Raw genomic sequence first — 16,464 nt, forward strand, 5'->3', positions numbered from 1 at the left:
TTTAGAACAAAATATTGTTAGAAGTAAGTATTTTATTGTGATAAATGGCACGCTTTTTTTCTTTGTTATCTCAAGTACAATGTCAGCCTGTCTCTCAATCTTATAAACCCAATTATGCAAAGTTCACGTTCTGGTTTTGGCTATTTTTTTTATGGTGCACAACTCGCAATCTCACCTGGAATAAGGCGCTTTATCCTATTGCCATTAGTGGCCAACATCCTCCTGATTGGTGGTGCTCTGGTGTATCTGTTTTCCAACCTCAATAGTTGGATAGAAACTTGGCTTGGCCAGCTGCCAAATTTTTTGTCTTGGCTAAGCTACGTCCTGTGGCCAATACTGGCCCTGACAATACTCGCGACCTTTTCTTATTTCTTTACCACATTGGCCAATTTCATCGCCGCGCCATTTAATGGCTTATTGTCTGAAAAAGTAGAACAGAAGCTCACTGGCTCACCTATTAATGACGAAGGGTTATGGGACGCCGTCAAAGATCTACCGAGAATCTTCGCGCGTGAATTTAGAAAACTGGCTTACACTTTGCCCAAAGTGGTGGGGCTTTTCTTGTTGCTGCTTATCCCGGCGTTAGGTCAAACAATAGGCCCTGTATTGTGGTTCATATTTACCGCTTGGATGTTGGCCATTCAATACTGTGATTACCCTTTCGACAACCACAAAGTCAGCTTTGGTGAGATGAGACACAATCTGAAACAAAAACAAACCAAGGCCTATGGGTTTGGGTTTTTAGTGTCATTATTCACCTCTATCCCTTTGGTTAACTTTTTCGTGATGCCCATTGCCGTCTGCGGTGCAACCGCAATGTGGGTCGAGCAGTTTCGCCCCCTACATGTAACGGCGTCTCAAACGAGTACCCCCTTATCAAACCCAATTAAATAAGTTATAACTTTTTAATCTTTTTCGGTTTATTGTCATAGGCCTATGCTTTGACTCTATCCAGTAACGAGTGATGAAGGAACAATTCCATGAGCAAGATTTACGAAGATAATTCTCTAACGATCGGCAACACCCCACTAGTGCGCTTAAACAAGGTCAGCAAAGGCAACGTACTTGCTAAAGTTGAAGCTCGCAATCCTAGCTTTAGTGTCAAATGTCGAATCGGTGCCAACATGATTTGGGACGCCGAAAAACAAGGTAAAATCACCTCACAAACTGAATTAGTTGAGCCAACCAGTGGCAACACCGGAATCGCATTGGCCTTTGTTGCTGCTGCTCGTGGTTACAAATTGACGTTGACCATGCCTGAGTCGATGAGTCTAGAGAGACGCAAACTCCTCAAAGCGCTTGGCGCTAACCTAGTGTTAACGGAAGCGGCAAAAGGCATGAAAGGCGCAATCGCCAAAGCGGAAGAAATCGTTGCAACAGACCCTAGCAAATTTTACATGTTGCAACAATTCGACAACCCAGCAAACCCTGAGATCCACGAAAAAACCACAGGTCCAGAGATTTGGGAAGCCACTGAAGGACAAGTGGATGTTTTCGTCGCTGGTGTGGGCACTGGGGGTACTATTTCAGGTACTACTCGTTACTTGAAGAAAACACAAGGCAAAGCCATTACTGCTGTTGCAGTAGAGCCTGCAGAATCACCAGTGATTACCCAAGTGCTCGCCGGCCAAGAAGTACAACCTGGCCCACACAAAATTCAAGGTATCGGTGCTGGCTTTATCCCTAAAAACTTAGACCTTGATCTACTCGATCGCGTTGAAACTGTGACATCAGACGATGCGATTGAAATGGCTCAGCGCCTAATGAAAGAAGAAGGTATTTTAGCGGGTATTTCATCTGGTGCCGCGGTGGTAGCGGCAAATCGCCTTGCTGAACTTCCTGAGTTCGCGGATAAAAATATTGTGGTTATTTTGCCAAGTTCTGGTGAGCGTTATCTCAGTACTGCACTATTTGCAGGTATTTTTACTGAAGCAGAAAATCAACAATAATCCATTGTCAAATCAATTTTTCATGTAAAAAAGCCCCGATTGAGGGGCTTTTTTGTTGATCCTAGCCGCACCTTTGGTAATATCAGGGCGTTTATTTTTAGCTTCAAAATAATAGAAGTTATAGCAAACCTCATTAAATTGGGGAAAAACAATACATTACTAAACAAGTTGATGCACAAAAATAACATAATCCCGTTTTTTTTCAGCTAGTCAAAGCGAATGAAGGGGGTTAAGCTAGGGCATCAATTAAGACAATTAAAGTAAATCGGGGTATATCACATGTACGAGAAGCAAGTAGAAATTACTGCAGAAAACGGTCTTCACACTCGCCCAGCAGCGCAGTTCGTGAAAGAAGCTAAAGCCTTTGACGCTGATATCACTGTTACTAACAACGGTAAAAGCGCAAGCGCGAAAAGCCTTTTCAAACTTCAGACTCTAGGTCTAGTAAAAGGTGCTGTAGTAACTATTTCTGCTGAAGGTGCACAGGCACAAGAAGCTGTAGACCACTTAGTTGCTCTAATGGATCAACTACACTAAGCACCGTCTTAGTCTGCAAAGCCATGGTCGTAACCTATGCCCATGGCTTTGCTACCTTCACAGTACTTCACGCACACAGCGTCCAGACTCTTTCTTTTACAGCAGACCAAGTTAAGGTAAAGCTATGATTTCAGGTATCCTAGCATCTCCGGGCATTGCCATTGGCAAAGCGCTTCTTCTTAAAGAAGAAAAAATTGTCCTCAATACAAACCTAATTTCCGATGACCAAGTTGAAACCGAAGTGCAACGATTTTTCGACGCACGCGACAAATCAGCCGCTCAACTTGAAGTCGTTAAACAGAAAGCACTAGAAACCTTCGGCGAAGAAAAAGAAGCCATTTTTGAAGGTCATATCATGTTGCTTGAAGATGAAGAGCTCGAAGAAGAAATTCTCGCTCTGATCAAAAATGACAAGCTTACTGCAGACAATGCCATTCACACTGTGATTGAAGAGCAAGCCTCTGCTCTTGAGTCTTTAGACGACGAATACCTAAAAGAACGCGCGACAGACATTCGTGATATCGGTTCTCGTTTTGTGAAAAATGCCTTGGGCATCAATATCGTTTCTCTTAGCGATATCAACGAGCAAGTTATTTTAGTTGCCAACGACCTAACGCCTTCTGAAACTGCACAAATCAACCTAGAATACGTTCTTGGTTTTGCGTGTGATATCGGTGGTCGTACGTCTCATACCTCAATCATGGCGCGTTCACTAGAATTACCTGCCATTGTCGGTACCAACGACGTGACTCAGCAAGTTAAAAACGGCGACATGCTCGTGCTTGATGCGGTAAACAACAAGATCATCATCAACCCAAGCGATGAAGAGCTTGCTCAAGCGAAAAAAGTTCAGTCTGATGCGATTGCAGAAAAAGAAGAACTTGCCAAACTAAAAGATTTACCCGCTGAAACTAAAGACGGTCACCGCGTTGAAGTCTGTGGCAACATCGGTACAGTGAAAGATTGTGATGGCGTATTGCGCAATGGCGGCGAAGGCGTTGGCCTTTACCGTACAGAGTTCCTATTTATGGACCGCGATTCTTTGCCTACAGAAGAAGAGCAATATCAAGCTTATAAAGATGTTGCCGAAGCGATGCACGGTGAAGCCGTTATCATTCGTACTATGGATATCGGCGGTGACAAAGATCTGCCATACATGGATCTGCCTGAAGAGCTCAACCCTTTCCTAGGTTGGCGTGCGGTTCGCATCAGCTTAGATCGTCGCGAAATCCTTCGCGATCAACTACGCGGTATTCTTCGTGCTTCAGCACACGGTAAACTTCGCGTTATGTTCCCAATGATCATCTCGGTTGAAGAAATTCGTGAACTGAAAAAAGCCATCGAGGAATACAAAGCTGAGCTTCGTCAAGAAGGTCATGCCTTTGACGAAAACATCGAAATCGGCGTTATGGTTGAAACACCAGCGGCAGCCGCTGTTGCTCACCACTTAGCGAAAGAAGTGGAATTCTTCTCTATCGGCACCAACGACCTCACGCAGTACACCTTAGCGGTTGACCGTGGTAACGAAATGATTTCTCACCTTTACAACCCGCTTTCTCCTGCGGTTCTAAATGTGATTAAACAAGTTATCGACGCTTCACATGCAGAAGGTAAGTGGACCGGTATGTGTGGTGAGCTTGCTGGTGACGAGCATGCAACGCTACTGCTTCTCGGTATGGGCCTTGATGAGTTCTCAATGAGTGGCATTTCTATTCCACGTGTTAAGAAAGTTATCCGCAACGCCAACTTTGCTGAAGTACAAGCCATGGCAGAGCACGCGCTTTCTTTGCCAACCGCTGCTGAAATTGAAGCATGTGTTGAAGAGTTTATGGCGAAGCACGCTGAATAACCTTGTAATACCAAGCCATTAAATGAAAAGTATTCGTTTAATGGCTTCAATTGGTATACTATACTTCAACAAATCGCATTCAAATATTAGGAGCAAATACATGGGTCTGTTTGATAAACTCAAAAAACTAGTATCAGATGATAGTGCAGACACAGGTGCTTACGAAATCATCGCCCCCTTGTCCGGTGATATCATCAATATTGAAGACGTGCCAGATGTCGTGTTTGCTGAAAAAATCGTTGGTGATGGCATTGCTATCAAGCCAAGCGGTGACAAAATCGTTGCTCCAGTAAATGGGACGATTGGAAAGATTTTTGAAACCAACCACGCTTTTTCAATTGAATCTGATGATGGCATTGAAATGTTCGTCCACTTTGGCATTGATACCGTTGAGTTGAAAGGCGAAGGCTTTAAACGTATCGCGGAAGAAGGTCAAACGGTCAAAGCTGGTGATACCATTATTGAGTTTGATCTCGCTTTATTAGAAGAAAAAGCCAAATCGGTCCTGACCCCTGTTGTCATTTCAAACATGGATGAAATCAAAGACTTAACCAAACTTTCTGGTACTGTCGTCGTCGGTGAAAGCACCGTACTTCGCGTCAGCAAGTAATGGCTTTGTAAACATTATTGGTTTCAAAGAATAAGACGTGTCGATAGAGATTTTCGAACGTGGTCAAAAGCGCTGCTCTTGAGTAGCGTTTTTTTATTGCTCCTAAATTCCACCTTTGCGACCTTGATATCACACCAACAGCGATAAGGCAGAGTGCTGGCTTTGTTTGGCTTGCGATAACATCGCAGAGTTGCCGTCTCTTAACATTTGTGATTTCACCAATGCGGTTGAGGCCTTAGCAACATCGGTGTCTTTTAAAGCCGCATTGGAACGCACAATTTGCTGGTGAACATTGGCTAAATTGCTCAAGGTACTTTCTACTCTATTTTGAAAGCCGCCAATCGAACCTCTTAATCGATCGATAAATTGAATGCCTGCATCAACTTGACCAATGGCCAGTTGTGCTCGGCCTTGTGTCGACAAATCAAGCTGAGATAATAACTTAGATTCAGGGGCATCAAACTCAAACAATGACTGACTTTGCTCAGATAAATTCAGACCAAAGGGCGCGTGCTGCTCAGCGGCAAAAAGCTGCACACGCCCCTGCTCTGTCACCGAGGCATGAAACACATCTTGATGGCTATTGAGATAAGTGGCTACTTGATACACATCATCACCGGCTATCAACGGCAAATATTGCTCAATATGATTGCCTTGTGCGTCAGTGTAATCAAAAACAAACTCTTGGTTATCGGTATTCACCGACCACGTATCCACCGATACTGGCTCTGATAAATAGTGATAACCGCCCATATTCTCGTTGTCTGGGGCCGTATTGAGTAAATGTAAGCTAATACTGTTGGTGTCAGAATCTAATTGGAAGGCTTTGCGACCAAATGTTCCATTGAGTAAATGATGGCCTGCATAAGTGGTGCTATTTGCCACTCGCGTTAACTCATCAAGTAACGCCTGCGCTTCTTGATTTAGATTTCGCCGGTCTGAGTCTTGGTAACTGCCATTGGCCGCTTGAAGTGATAAATCTCTTAAGTTACCCAGTATTTCAGCACTTTCTTGTAGCGCCCCTTCAGCAGTTTGAGCGACAGAATAAGCGTCTGAGGCATTGGCCATCGCGCGGCTAAGCCCTTGAGTTTGCGCTGTCAAACGATTTGAAATTTGCATCCCCGCCGCATTATCACTGGCGCGATTGATCAAAGAGCCAGATTGCAACTGAGCTTGTGATACAGACAACTCTGTATTCGCTTGATTTAAATACCTTGAAGTTAACATAGCCGTCGAATTAGTGACGATAGATACCATGCGCGACTTAATCCTTGTTTACCCTTACCAATCAAAAAAATGGGTTTTCTGAAAAAGAGAAAACCCATCTTACTATCAACAACTCATGTTAAGTTAGTCGACTATTTTATTCACTGTGGGCTAACCTAACAGCGCTAGTGCCGTGGTTGGAGCCTGTTTGGCTTGTGCCAAAATCGAACTTGATGCTTGAGACAAAATTTGGCTTTTGGTAAGTTGCGTTGTCTCTTTGGCGAAATCAGTGTCTTTAATCCGACTTTTTGACGCGTTTACATTTTCATTTATGTTATCTAGATTACTGATTGCATGGTCAAAGCGGTTTTGAAAAGCCCCCAACTCTGCCCGGTGAGAGTCCACATACTTCAAAGCCGCATCAACCACTGCCACCGACTCTTGAGCGCCGCCAACACTGGTAACATCTAATGTATTTACCGTAACCGCCTGACCATCACCGAACCCTAATTCACCAGCCAAACTGCCTGAAAAGTCAACGTCACCATCAATTTTATTATTACCGGCAAACACTTGCAGTTGTCCTTCTTCATTGACGGACGCTTTTAGGTAATCGGTTTGACCATTAATGTAAGTGGCGAGCTCTTCGATATCATCACCTTGTTTAGCATTGATTACGATTTCATGCTCTTCACCAAAAGTATCAGTAAATTCTAACGTTAAGTCGTTATCGCCTGCGGTCACTTGCCAATCTTTGCCTTTAGCTTCTTCTGCTTGATAACTGGTCCCGCCCATCATGCGGTTGTCCGAGCGCAAGTCTCTCAAATTCAGCATCACCGCTTCACCGCTATCGGCACCAATTTGAAAAGCTTTAGAGCCGAAGGTGCCATTGAGTAATTTATTGCCACCAAAAGAGGTGGTTTCAGCAATCCGATTTAATTCATCATTAAGTGCGGTGACCTCTTCTTGTATCGCAACACGCTCAGATTTGGAGTTTGAACCATTGGCCGATTGCAATGAAAGATCGCGAATGCGTTGTAATATATTGGTGGTTTCATTCATCGCCCCTTCCGCCGTTTGCGCAATTGAAATACCATCATTGGCATTGCGTACGGCGACATCAAGACCCCGACTTTGCGCACTTAAACGATTAGAAATTTGCAGCCCTGCGGCATCGTCTTTAGCACTGTTGATTTTAAAACCCGATGACAACCTCTCCATTGACAATTGCATATTCGTATTAGCACTGTTGAGGTAACGCTGCGCCGTCATCGCTGACACATTGGTATTCACATTAATCGCCATAATAATTCTCCACATTGTTTTCTGATTACGGGTTTTCCGACCAACCAGAAAACTCGTTTCACTTGAAGACATAGGTATTAACGGCCAATATGCTCAAAACTCGATCAATATATAGCGCAAATCATTACGTCGTGGCTTTAATTGTGAAACCGGTAGCACTATAACAATAAACGGAGAGGAAACACTCAAGATAATATCAATATTGACGAAGGGGCAATGTCGTATTTTCTTTAAGGTTAATATTGAACGGTGGTGAGGTGAATCATGGAATAAAAAAGAAAAAGCCCCTTTTCCTTTGAGAGAACTGGGGCTAGAAAGGTAAACAACGCCGAGTGGAGATCAGAGAAATGAAACCCATAGGTTGTTACCTGTGCAATAAAGTCATCAAAAGCTTGGCAGGTGAGAGATGAGAGAGCCGCCCTTTGTCAAACTTTAAAGCTTGCCATCGTCATTAGGTTAAGTCCACGTCTGAACCGGGCCCAATGTCGAAGTACTACTGCAACAATTGTGTTGCAGCACTTGGCAACTGTTTTGCCTGAGCAAGAATCGATGTCCCTGCTTGTTGCAAAATTTGTGCTTTGGTCATCTGCGTGGTTTCTTTCGCAAAATCGGTATCTTTAATCCGGCTGTTAGACGCATTAACATTTTCTTGGACATTGGCTAAGTTGTTAATACTGTGCATCAATCGGTTCTGTTTCGCCCCTAAATCCGCGCGTTGTGAATCGACGTATTGCAACGCCGCATCGAGAACACTAATCGCATTTTGAGAGCCTTGCACTGACGTTAAGTCAATATCCTGTACCGTGGTTTTCACCGGCTCATCAACGATACCAAGATCACTGGCTAACCCACCAGAGAAACTGATTTCACCGTGAATATTGGGTTTTGCAACAAATACTTGAAGTTTGCCGTCTTCAGTAACAGACGCATTGACCAAGTCAGACTGGCCGTTGATGTAAGTCGCGACTTCTTCAATATCATCGCCGGTTTTTGCGTTGATATTAATTGTAACCTCATCGGACTCCCCATCCTTAACTTCCGCCGGGTTACGTGGAATAACAATGGTAAGATCGCTATTTTCTGGTTTTACCTGCCAGTTTTTATCTTTACCGCTTTCCGACATGAAGGTAATGCCGCCCATACGCGAGTCATCGGCACGAATACTGGTTAACCCCATGATCATGGCTTCACCTGCATTTGAACCTATCTGAAAAGATGCGTCGCCAAAAGTGCCATTGAGAAGACGACGTCCACCAAATGATGTTGTTTCAGCAATTCGGTTTAATTCGTCTTGCAAAGCCGTACTTTCTTCGTTCAAAGCGGCGCGCTCGGCATCCGAGTTAGTACCATTTGCCGACTGAATCGCCAGATCCCGCATACGTTGTAGGACCGAGGTAGACTCATTCATCGCCCCTTCTGCCGTTTGAGCGATCGAAATACCATCATTAGCATTTCGCATGGCCACTTCTAATCCTCGAGACTGCGATGTTAAACGGTTAGAAATCTGCAAGCCAGCCGCATCGTCTTTAGCGCTATTGATCTTGTTACCTGAAGACAATCGCTCCATCGATGTATTCAAGTCGTTGCTGGCTTTGTTTAAATAACGTTGTGCCGTCATTGCCGACACATTGGTATTCACATTAATGGCCATTATGCTCTCCTTTGAGTTCGCTCTTGATTGCGAAGCGGCCAGCTCGATTCTCAATTGGATAAGCACTGACCGAAATTAACAAATTGACTAAGTTCATTAACTGCCTTGATAAAGCGGCAATCAACAATTGACTCTTAATACAATACAAATACCATGCCAAGTTTAAATTAAAGATAACACCCTATAAAAAACAATAATTTACCATTAAAATAATTTACCTACTTCCATTCAATCGCTTTCTAATTCCGCTTAAACTCATCCTTGCCGTTTCATTTGCCACCCCGTTGCCGCCCGCTTTTCCTCTCTGCACATATGGCATTGCACATAAGGGATAGAGAAGATTAGCCTAGACAAGTTGTGGGTTAGATGTAATTGAACAAGGTTAAGTCTTTGGTTTTACCAAACGCTTGTTGAGAAGCTTGTAATGCACGCGTATTTTCACTGAAGTCAATCACCGCTTTGGAATAGTCCAAATCTTCAAAGTTGCCTTTGGCTTTGGCGAGCGACAACTCAAAGTCTTGATGCTGTTGCTCTTGAGTATCTAATGTGCTCAAGCGAGCACCAACATCCGTTCGCATTTGCGTTAAATGAATAAAAGCCGCTTGCAGCTGTTTAGTCGCACTTTGTAATTCGGCCGTCGCACTGGCATCGGAGACCGACTCTTCTGACCAGGTCATCGCTTGATTTAGGCTGTCGAACACACTAAATTGGTCTTGAGGCGTCAAAGTAATACTGTCGCCTTTGGTAATTTCACCGTTAATTTTGATCGATAACCCTTCGTATTCAATCCCAGTTTGAGGGTCAAATTGGTCTGCCGCAACGACATCACCGTCTTGCTCTAACTGATAGCCCCACTTATCATTGCCCATATCGACAAAAGTCACTTTATAGGTCGAAGTGTCATCGGGATCGAGGTTAGTGGCTTTGTTAAGCAGCAACTGTGACGCATTTTGTAACTCATACGCCGGCATATAGTGGCCAAATGGGTTATCAATATTCATGAAAATCCGGCTACCCGGATCATTCATCGCAATGTTTAAGTTCGATGAAATCTTCATTTTTCTCTGATAATCATCGCCTTTGTAAATCACTGTACCATCGTAATCGCGAAAGAAAGGTTGCTCCTTTGGCTTGGTGCCGGCAAAGGTGTAGTTACCTGATTCATCTTGGCTATTCGCCAAGTTAATCAAGTTATTCGTCAATTCCAATATCTCTCGTTTATTCGCCGCCCGGTCTTCCGGCGATAAGGCGCCGTTGATCATTTCCATCACGTTGCGTTTACTGGCATCAATAAATTCGGTCGCGTTAGCAATATTGACCTCGTGTTGCTCTAAACGATTGCGAACTAACACGATGGAGTCTAAAAACTGTTGGATTTGATCCGATTGTTTTTTGATATTTTGCACATAATGGGTCGCCAAAGGATCATCACTGGGTTTGGTCAATTTTTTACCCGAAGCTAATTGAGCTTGATTGTGATGAATCTTATTTTCTTGTCGTCGCAAGTCATTTTGCACGGTTTGATAATTATGAAAACTTGAGATCCGATTTAGCATTAATGATCACTCCTATCGCAACTGAAGTATGGTATTGAAAGTATCATTTGCCGCTTGCATGATTCGCGATGATGCCATATAAGCTTGCTGAAAGCGCATCATATTGGCCGCTTCTTCATCAAGGTTAACACCTGAAATGGAGGCGACTCTTGACTCCGCTTGCTCTTTTTCTTGTTTCGAAATATCAGACAATCGAGATGCCGTTGACGAGCGAAGCCCGACATTGGTATTGAGATTGTTATACACATCCACCAATGTAGACTCTTCATCGTCAAGGGTTTGCAAAGCTTGCACATCAAACATTTTACGCAAATTGCCGTTGTCACCCGGTGAAGGGACCAAGTTTGCCGTAAACTTATCTCTCGCTAACGCACCACTGCTCAGCTCAAATACCGTAGCTGTTCCTTGGTCAAAATCTGGGTGATCACTTGGCAATGACACACTGACAGGGCCCGTTGGTGGGTAATCGGCTGGCTTTTGCACCACCTTTCCCGACTTATCTAAAACCGCAAATTGATTACCATTTGGGGAGATCACGACACTGAACTCTTTTAAGTCGCCCGCCTGATCAATTCTAAAATCGGCTTTGCCATTGGCAAACGTGGTAGACGCCTCAAAACTTTGTGCCGCAATTTTTTTAGGATCGGTTGTCGCTAACTCAATTTGTAACGCGCCATCACGAGTCGGTCGCAACAGAATTTTTTCCCCTTCTTGAGGTGGGGTACGAATTTCAACTCGCATACCATCGAGATAAAATTGATCGCCATTGTCCCCCGATAGTGGAGACACCGTCTTTTTCTCACCACTTGGAGTATAAATTTCGTACTCACTACCATTGTAGCGCAGTGAATACTCACCGCCCTTTAAACTTGATAAGTCATCGATAAAGACGGCCATGTCGGCTTTTGAGTCGCGGTTCTTGATCACTCTTGACGTCGCGATTAACTCAGAATTCACATCAGTAAATAAGTCTTCACCCACATCGCCATTCAAGTCCAATCCTTGGTGTTGCAATTGGTTAATTTGGTAAGCAAAAGCGGTGGACATCCGGCCTAATTCATCGAGCACATTGGGAACTTCTTGATCGCGAAACCTGAGCATGGCCCCGAGCTTACCGTCGATACTATCGCTTTTGATTGGTTTTACTGCAGGGCCTTCTACAATAGCTAAACGGCGTTGATGTACATCGGGATAACCCTCAATCATTTGCAGTTGACTGGCTTCAGTACCTGAAACTATCGTGTGCCCATTACCGATATGAATATTAAATCCCTCGGCATTTTTTCGAGTCGTGACGGTTACTTTAGTGTATTGAGCCAGCTCTTTGACCAGTTTTTCATGCTCATCCATCAAATCGTTATGAGGGCCTGGTGAGCTCATCATTAATCGTTGTAGATCTCGAATTTCGACCGCTAACTGATTGATTCGCTTAATACCCACATCAAGACGTTTATTGACAACATCGTATTGCTGACGAACACTGTTTTGAAAACTGTTTAAAGTATCAGTGATAATACCGGCCTTTTCTAATACCACTTCACGAGCCCCCATATCATTCGGGGTATCAGACAAAACATTGACGGCATCAAACCAATCGTGCAGATTATCGGGAATTTTTTTCGATGCGATTGATGAAAGCATACTCGAAAGCATATCCAAATCTTGATCAACATCGGTTCTGGAGGCGTGATTGGTGGTTGCTAAGTTGAGTTCATCGACGGCAAATTGATCCCATGAACGACGGACATTATCAACGTGAACCCCCATACCATAGGTACTGCCACCAAACATTCGCGGCATATTAGTGCCTTGGATCACCGACTGGCGGCTAAAACCTTCCGTGTTCACGTTAGAAATATTGTGACTGGTGGTATTTAATTGCCGCTGAGCAGTCAAAACACTCTGACTGCCTAATCCAAGTAAATCGGATGCCATGCCTGCCCCCTCGGTGATCGCAAAAAAAGATATGGAGAATATGGGCGGCAAAATGCCGCGCCTAACATGAAATAAGCAAAAAACATACCAAGCAAAATTACCAATAAAAAAAAAGACTTATGAAAACATAAGCCTTTTTAGATTAGAACGACCACTTATCTATTTGTTCTTTGACTTTGAGTACTTTATTGGCGTAGTTTGGGTCCGTGGCATAGCCAGCTTGATGGATACCATGAATAAACGCCGTTGAGTTTTGAGCGGTGTTCAACGTGTTGTGGTAGCGAGGGTTACGCTGTAAAAATTGAACATAGTCAGTAAAGCTGGCCGCATAATTAGGATAGCGGCGAAAAGCAGCCTGCTGTTTAACCGGCATGCCGTCGATAAATTCTAAGGTCTGTGTCGAGACTTTATTGCCCTGCCAACTCGAGTCCGCTTTGATATTAAACAGGTTATTACTCGAGGAATACGCATTGCTCACCACTTTTTTACCCCAGCCGGTTTCAAGTGCCGCTTGAGCGAGTAATAAGGTGGGTTCAACACCTAAGGTTTTCGCCGCTCTTTTGGCGTAAGGCGCTAAGCGCTGAACAAACTCTTGTGGCGAACCGAAAGGGGAATTGGATGAGCTGGGGGTAATCACTCCTGAAGCCGTTAGTGCTTCCTGCTTTTGACGAAGAGCCGCTTGTGACATAGGGCGATGATTCACCGCTTGTACGGATGCTTGGCGAATTGCGCTCTCTTGCTGCTTAGCGATATCGCTGCTCGGTAAGTTGCCGCCAAGCTGTTTCACGATCATATCCGCTAGCCCTAATGAACCATTGGCACTTAAATCACTCGACATTTGTTCATCAAGCATGTTTTGGTAAACGTCTTGATTCTGGCTTTTTAGTAAGTCCGACTCAAAGCCTTCATTCGCTTTTCGCATTGATTTAAATAGCATTGAGGTAAAAATGGACTCAAATTGCCTGGCTGCATTTTTTAGCGCGGCGTGTTGGTCGGTTTCTTTGCCGCTGACGGCTTGCTGTCTGAGTTTGTCGAGACCGGTAATGTCTTGTACAAATCCGATATCGTTGCCATTGTTTACCATAATGCGCTTGCCTTTAAATAATGATCAACTGACCTTCGATTGCACCCGCTTGTTTGAGTGCTTGTAAAATGGCCATCAAATCCGATGGCGCCGCACCCACTTCATTGACTGCTCTCACCAAATCATCGAGAGTTAAACCAGGCTGGAAGTTAAACATCTTGCCATCTTGTTCTTTAACCGAAAGATCCGAATCTGGGGTAACAACAGTATTCCCCCCCGCTAAGCCATTTGGTTGGCTTACATTGAGATTTTCTTTTATTGCAACAGTCATGCCACCATGAGTTACCGCAGCCGGTTTTAAGCGTACATGCTGACCGACAACGATCGTGCCCGTTCTCGAGTTAACAATGATTTTTGCTGCGCCGTCTGCGGGGTTAAACTCAAGATTTTCGATGGCAGATAAAAAGGCGACTCGTTGACTAAGATCTCTTGGCGCGCGAACTTTTACAGAAGTAGCATCGATGGCATTAGCCATTTGCGGGCCGAGAAAGTTATTGATCGAATCCGCCATGCGCTGAGCGGTAGTAAAGTCAGAATTTAACAAATTAAAGGTGATGAAATCGCCACGAGAAAACGGCGTCGGTATTTCTTTTTCAACCATGGCCCCGCGTGAGATCAACCCAACCGCCGGGTTATTACCGACCAATTTTGACCCATCTGCCCCTTCAGCACTGAATCCACTGACAACCATGTTACCTTGAGCCACGGCATAGACCTTCCCATCCAGTCCTTTCATAAACGTCTGTAATAAAGTGCCGCCACGCAAACTTTTCGCAGAGCCAATCGAAGAAACGGTGACATCAATACGCTGACCCGGTTTTGAAAAAGCTGGCATTTCGGCCGTTACCATGACTGCGGCAATATTTTTCGAGTTTGGGCTTACCCCTTGCGGCAATTGAATGCCAAAATTTTTCAACAAAGCGGCAAAGCTTTGATCAGTAAACGGCGTTGATTCCCCAGTCCCCGGCAAGCCAGACACTAAGCCATAACCCACCAACTGGTTACTGCGCACCCCCGCTACTTGAGCGACATCTTTAATGCGTGCCGCTTGAATCTCGGTAGAGAAAGACACCAAGGTTACCAATAATACCAGCCATTTGCTCATGCTAACTCCTCGTGTGACAAAGGCTCATCACCAACTTGCTATGAATAGCGATTAAAAACAACACTCTTAAAGTGAGACATTAAAAAATCGTGCCAAAAATCCTGGTTGCTGCATATCTTGCTGATCGCCTGTCGCTGAGTATTGAATGCGGGCGTTCGACACTCGGTTAGACGCAATGGTATTATCGGCATCGATATCATCGGGGCGAATGGTGCCACTTAATCGAATATATTCGTCGCCAGTGTTGAGCGTCATCCACTTTTCACCGCGGATCACGAGATTGCCATTGCCAAGTACTTGGATCACTTGCACTGTGATAGCCCCACTTAAACTATTACTTTGATTAGCCGATGCATCACCAGTAAAATTGTTTTGGTTACTCAGTCCATACGAAAAATTGTAATCGCCGACTTTGAGCTCTTGGCCACCAACCGAGAGTGGATCCATGCTGGCATCATTGCTTTTTGACAAGTCGGCATTAGCGCTTTTTGATGCATTTGTACTTTCATCTAAATTGACCGTGATAATATCACCGACACTGTGTGGCCTTTTGTCATTGTAAAGGTCTTTCGCTGTTGCTTGACTGAATAATGAACCGGTCTCTGCGGCGTAATGAGCCTCTGGCTTGTTGGGATGAATGGGAGCCCAGGCCGGATCGTCTGCCACTGCATCGGTGCGCCCGCGTAATGAATCGACGAGGCCTTCATTAGATTCTGGCTGAGACTTATCACCTTCGATAGCATCGACGACGGTCGTCGCTTGCGGAGCTTCCGCGTCTTCAGGCATTAAAAGTGCACTACAACCATTAAGCAAGGTGGTTAACGCAACTAGATACAGAGCTTTCATCGTATCGTCCTTATTCCCGTACTGTTAGAGCTGCTGATTGACAAAGCTCATCATTTTATCAACGGCAGAGATCACTTTTGAGTTCATCTCATAAACGCGCTGAGCTTCGATCATATTGACCAGTTCTTCTGTTACATTCACGTTCGAGGTTTCGAGCATAGATTGACGAATTTCCCCTAAACCATCTAATCCAGGGACGCCTTCTTGTGGGTCACCGCTTGCCCCTGTGGGTAAGTACAAGTTTTGACCTACCGGCTCTAACCCTCCTGGATTAATAAAATCAGTAATCGTAATTTGTCCAACCACGACATTATTTTGCTGACCGCGCACGCGTACAGAAACTTCACCATCGGTGCCAACCGTAATGGATATCGCATCTTCTGGGATCACAATTTGTGGCTCAAGTGCATAGCCTGTTCCCGATGTCACCACTGTGCCATTGGCGTCAAGAGTAAATTGCCCGTTACGGCTATAGCCAATATTGCCATCCGGCATTGTCACTTGGAAAAAACCATCGCCTTCCACCATTAAGTCAAGAGCATTCGAAGTGGTTTGTACATTGCCGTGGGTGTGCACCTTCTGAGTAGCAACCACTTTAGAGCCAGCGCCAAGCATCAAACCGGTTGGCAGCTGAGTATTTTGTGACGATTGACCACCCGGCTGGTTAATGTTTTGATAAAAGAGATCTTCAAACACAGCGCGACTTTTCTTAAAGCCTATCGTAGACGCATTCGCAAGGTTGTTTGAAATGGTGGCAATATTCGTTTGTTGGGCATCTAACCCGGTCTTACTGACCCATAGTGCTGGTTGCATACTTTATTTCCTCACCTG

The 16,464-nt window shown here is 44.5% G+C and carries 14 protein-coding genes; 5 read left to right on the forward strand and 9 right to left on the reverse strand.

The features are described from left to right. Positions 1–114 precede the first annotated feature (114 nt). From cysZ to crr, 5 genes are all read left to right on the forward strand, one after another. Positions 115–894 (forward strand): sulfate transporter CysZ, encoded by a 780-nt coding sequence (gene cysZ / locus AB0763_RS09585; RefSeq protein WP_306100903.1) that lies wholly within the window; start codon positions 115–117, stop codon positions 892–894. Between the two features lie 86 nt (positions 895–980). After that, a complete protein-coding gene (gene cysK, locus AB0763_RS09590; RefSeq protein WP_306100902.1) occupies positions 981–1,949 on the forward strand; it encodes a cysteine synthase A in 969 nt (322 codons plus the stop codon). Positions 1,950–2,228: 279 nt separating this feature from the next. Then, the gene (locus AB0763_RS09595) at positions 2,229–2,486 is read left to right on the forward strand and encodes an HPr family phosphocarrier protein (protein ID WP_306100901.1); all 258 of its coding nucleotides are present in this window, start codon (positions 2,229–2,231) and stop codon (positions 2,484–2,486) included. Positions 2,487–2,610: 124 nt separating this feature from the next. Beyond that, entirely contained in the window at positions 2,611–4,335 is a 1,725-nt protein-coding gene (ptsI, locus tag AB0763_RS09600) for a phosphoenolpyruvate-protein phosphotransferase PtsI (RefSeq protein WP_306100900.1), read from the forward strand. 100 nt (positions 4,336–4,435) lie between these two features. Beyond that, positions 4,436–4,945: a PTS glucose transporter subunit IIA gene (crr, locus tag AB0763_RS09605; protein WP_306100899.1), complete on the forward strand. Its 510-nt coding sequence runs from the start codon at positions 4,436–4,438 to the stop codon at positions 4,943–4,945. Between the two features lie 129 nt (positions 4,946–5,074). On the opposite strand, the gene AB0763_RS09610 is transcribed toward crr, so the two are convergent. The 9 genes from AB0763_RS09610 to flgG form a co-directional block, all read right to left on the reverse strand. After that, positions 5,075–6,202, reverse strand: coding sequence for a flagellin (locus tag AB0763_RS09610; protein WP_306100898.1), 1,128 nt, complete (start codon positions 6,200–6,202; stop codon positions 5,075–5,077). A 120-nt stretch (positions 6,203–6,322) separates the two neighbouring features. After that, positions 6,323–7,456 (reverse strand): flagellin, encoded by a 1,134-nt coding sequence (locus tag AB0763_RS09615; protein WP_306100897.1) that lies wholly within the window; start codon positions 7,454–7,456, stop codon positions 6,323–6,325. Between the two features lie 493 nt (positions 7,457–7,949). Then, positions 7,950–9,107: a flagellin gene (locus tag AB0763_RS09620; protein WP_306100896.1), complete on the reverse strand. Its 1,158-nt coding sequence runs from the start codon at positions 9,105–9,107 to the stop codon at positions 7,950–7,952. 362 nt (positions 9,108–9,469) lie between these two features. Continuing rightward, on the reverse strand, positions 9,470–10,663 hold the full coding sequence (gene flgL, locus AB0763_RS09625; protein ID WP_306100895.1) for a flagellar hook-associated protein FlgL: 1,194 nt from the start codon (positions 10,661–10,663) through the stop codon (positions 9,470–9,472). Positions 10,664–10,675: 12 nt separating this feature from the next. Continuing rightward, positions 10,676–12,598 carry a flagellar hook-associated protein FlgK gene (flgK, locus tag AB0763_RS09630; RefSeq protein ID WP_306100894.1) on the reverse strand — a complete coding sequence of 641 codons (1,923 nt, stop codon included), beginning with the start codon at positions 12,596–12,598 and terminating at the stop codon, positions 10,676–10,678. A gap of 142 nt (positions 12,599–12,740) precedes the next feature. Beyond that, the gene (gene flgJ / locus AB0763_RS09635) at positions 12,741–13,682 is read right to left on the reverse strand and encodes a flagellar assembly peptidoglycan hydrolase FlgJ (protein WP_306100893.1); all 942 of its coding nucleotides are present in this window, start codon (positions 13,680–13,682) and stop codon (positions 12,741–12,743) included. 13 nt (positions 13,683–13,695) lie between these two features. After that, the gene (locus AB0763_RS09640; RefSeq protein ID WP_306100892.1) at positions 13,696–14,787 is read right to left on the reverse strand and encodes a flagellar basal body P-ring protein FlgI; all 1,092 of its coding nucleotides are present in this window, start codon (positions 14,785–14,787) and stop codon (positions 13,696–13,698) included. A 66-nt stretch (positions 14,788–14,853) separates the two neighbouring features. Beyond that, on the reverse strand, positions 14,854–15,633 hold the full coding sequence (gene flgH, locus AB0763_RS09645) for a flagellar basal body L-ring protein FlgH (RefSeq protein WP_306100891.1): 780 nt from the start codon (positions 15,631–15,633) through the stop codon (positions 14,854–14,856). A gap of 24 nt (positions 15,634–15,657) precedes the next feature. After that, complete coding sequence (gene flgG / locus AB0763_RS09650) at positions 15,658–16,446, reverse strand: flagellar basal-body rod protein FlgG (RefSeq protein WP_306100890.1); 789 nt, start codon at positions 16,444–16,446, stop codon at positions 15,658–15,660. Positions 16,447–16,464: the final 18 nt, after the last annotated feature.

It is taken from the genome of Vibrio sp. HB236076 (genome assembly GCF_040957575.1).
GTDB lineage: Bacteria > Pseudomonadota > Gammaproteobacteria > Enterobacterales > Vibrionaceae > Vibrio.

Excerpts from the sequence above, each read along its gene's own strand:
- flgL (WP_306100895.1), bottom strand. The coding sequence starts at position 10,663 with ATGCTAAATCGGATCTCAAGTTTTCATAATTATCAAACCGTGCAAAAT.
- AB0763_RS09620 (WP_306100896.1), bottom strand. The coding sequence starts at position 9,107 with ATGGCCATTAATGTGAATACCAATGTGTCGGCAATGACGGCACAACGT.
- flgJ (WP_306100893.1), bottom strand. The coding sequence starts at position 13,682 with ATGGTAAACAATGGCAACGATATCGGATTTGTACAAGACATTACCGGT.
- flgG (WP_306100890.1), bottom strand. The coding sequence starts at position 16,446 with ATGCAACCAGCACTATGGGTCAGTAAGACCGGGTTAGATGCCCAACAA.
- AB0763_RS09595 (WP_306100901.1), top strand. The coding sequence starts at position 2,229 with ATGTACGAGAAGCAAGTAGAAATTACTGCAGAAAACGGTCTTCACACT.
- crr (WP_306100899.1), top strand. The coding sequence starts at position 4,436 with ATGGGTCTGTTTGATAAACTCAAAAAACTAGTATCAGATGATAGTGCA.
- ptsI (WP_306100900.1), top strand. The coding sequence starts at position 2,611 with ATGATTTCAGGTATCCTAGCATCTCCGGGCATTGCCATTGGCAAAGCG.
- flgH (WP_306100891.1), bottom strand. The coding sequence starts at position 15,633 with ATGAAAGCTCTGTATCTAGTTGCGTTAACCACCTTGCTTAATGGTTGT.
- AB0763_RS09640 (WP_306100892.1), bottom strand. The coding sequence starts at position 14,787 with ATGAGCAAATGGCTGGTATTATTGGTAACCTTGGTGTCTTTCTCTACC.
- AB0763_RS09610 (WP_306100898.1), bottom strand. The coding sequence starts at position 6,202 with ATGGTATCTATCGTCACTAATTCGACGGCTATGTTAACTTCAAGGTAT.
- cysZ (WP_306100903.1), top strand. The coding sequence starts at position 115 with ATGCAAAGTTCACGTTCTGGTTTTGGCTATTTTTTTTATGGTGCACAA.
- flgK (WP_306100894.1), bottom strand. The coding sequence starts at position 12,598 with ATGGCATCCGATTTACTTGGATTAGGCAGTCAGAGTGTTTTGACTGCT.
- AB0763_RS09615 (WP_306100897.1), bottom strand. The coding sequence starts at position 7,456 with ATGGCGATTAATGTGAATACCAATGTGTCAGCGATGACGGCGCAGCGT.
- cysK (WP_306100902.1), top strand. The coding sequence starts at position 981 with ATGAGCAAGATTTACGAAGATAATTCTCTAACGATCGGCAACACCCCA.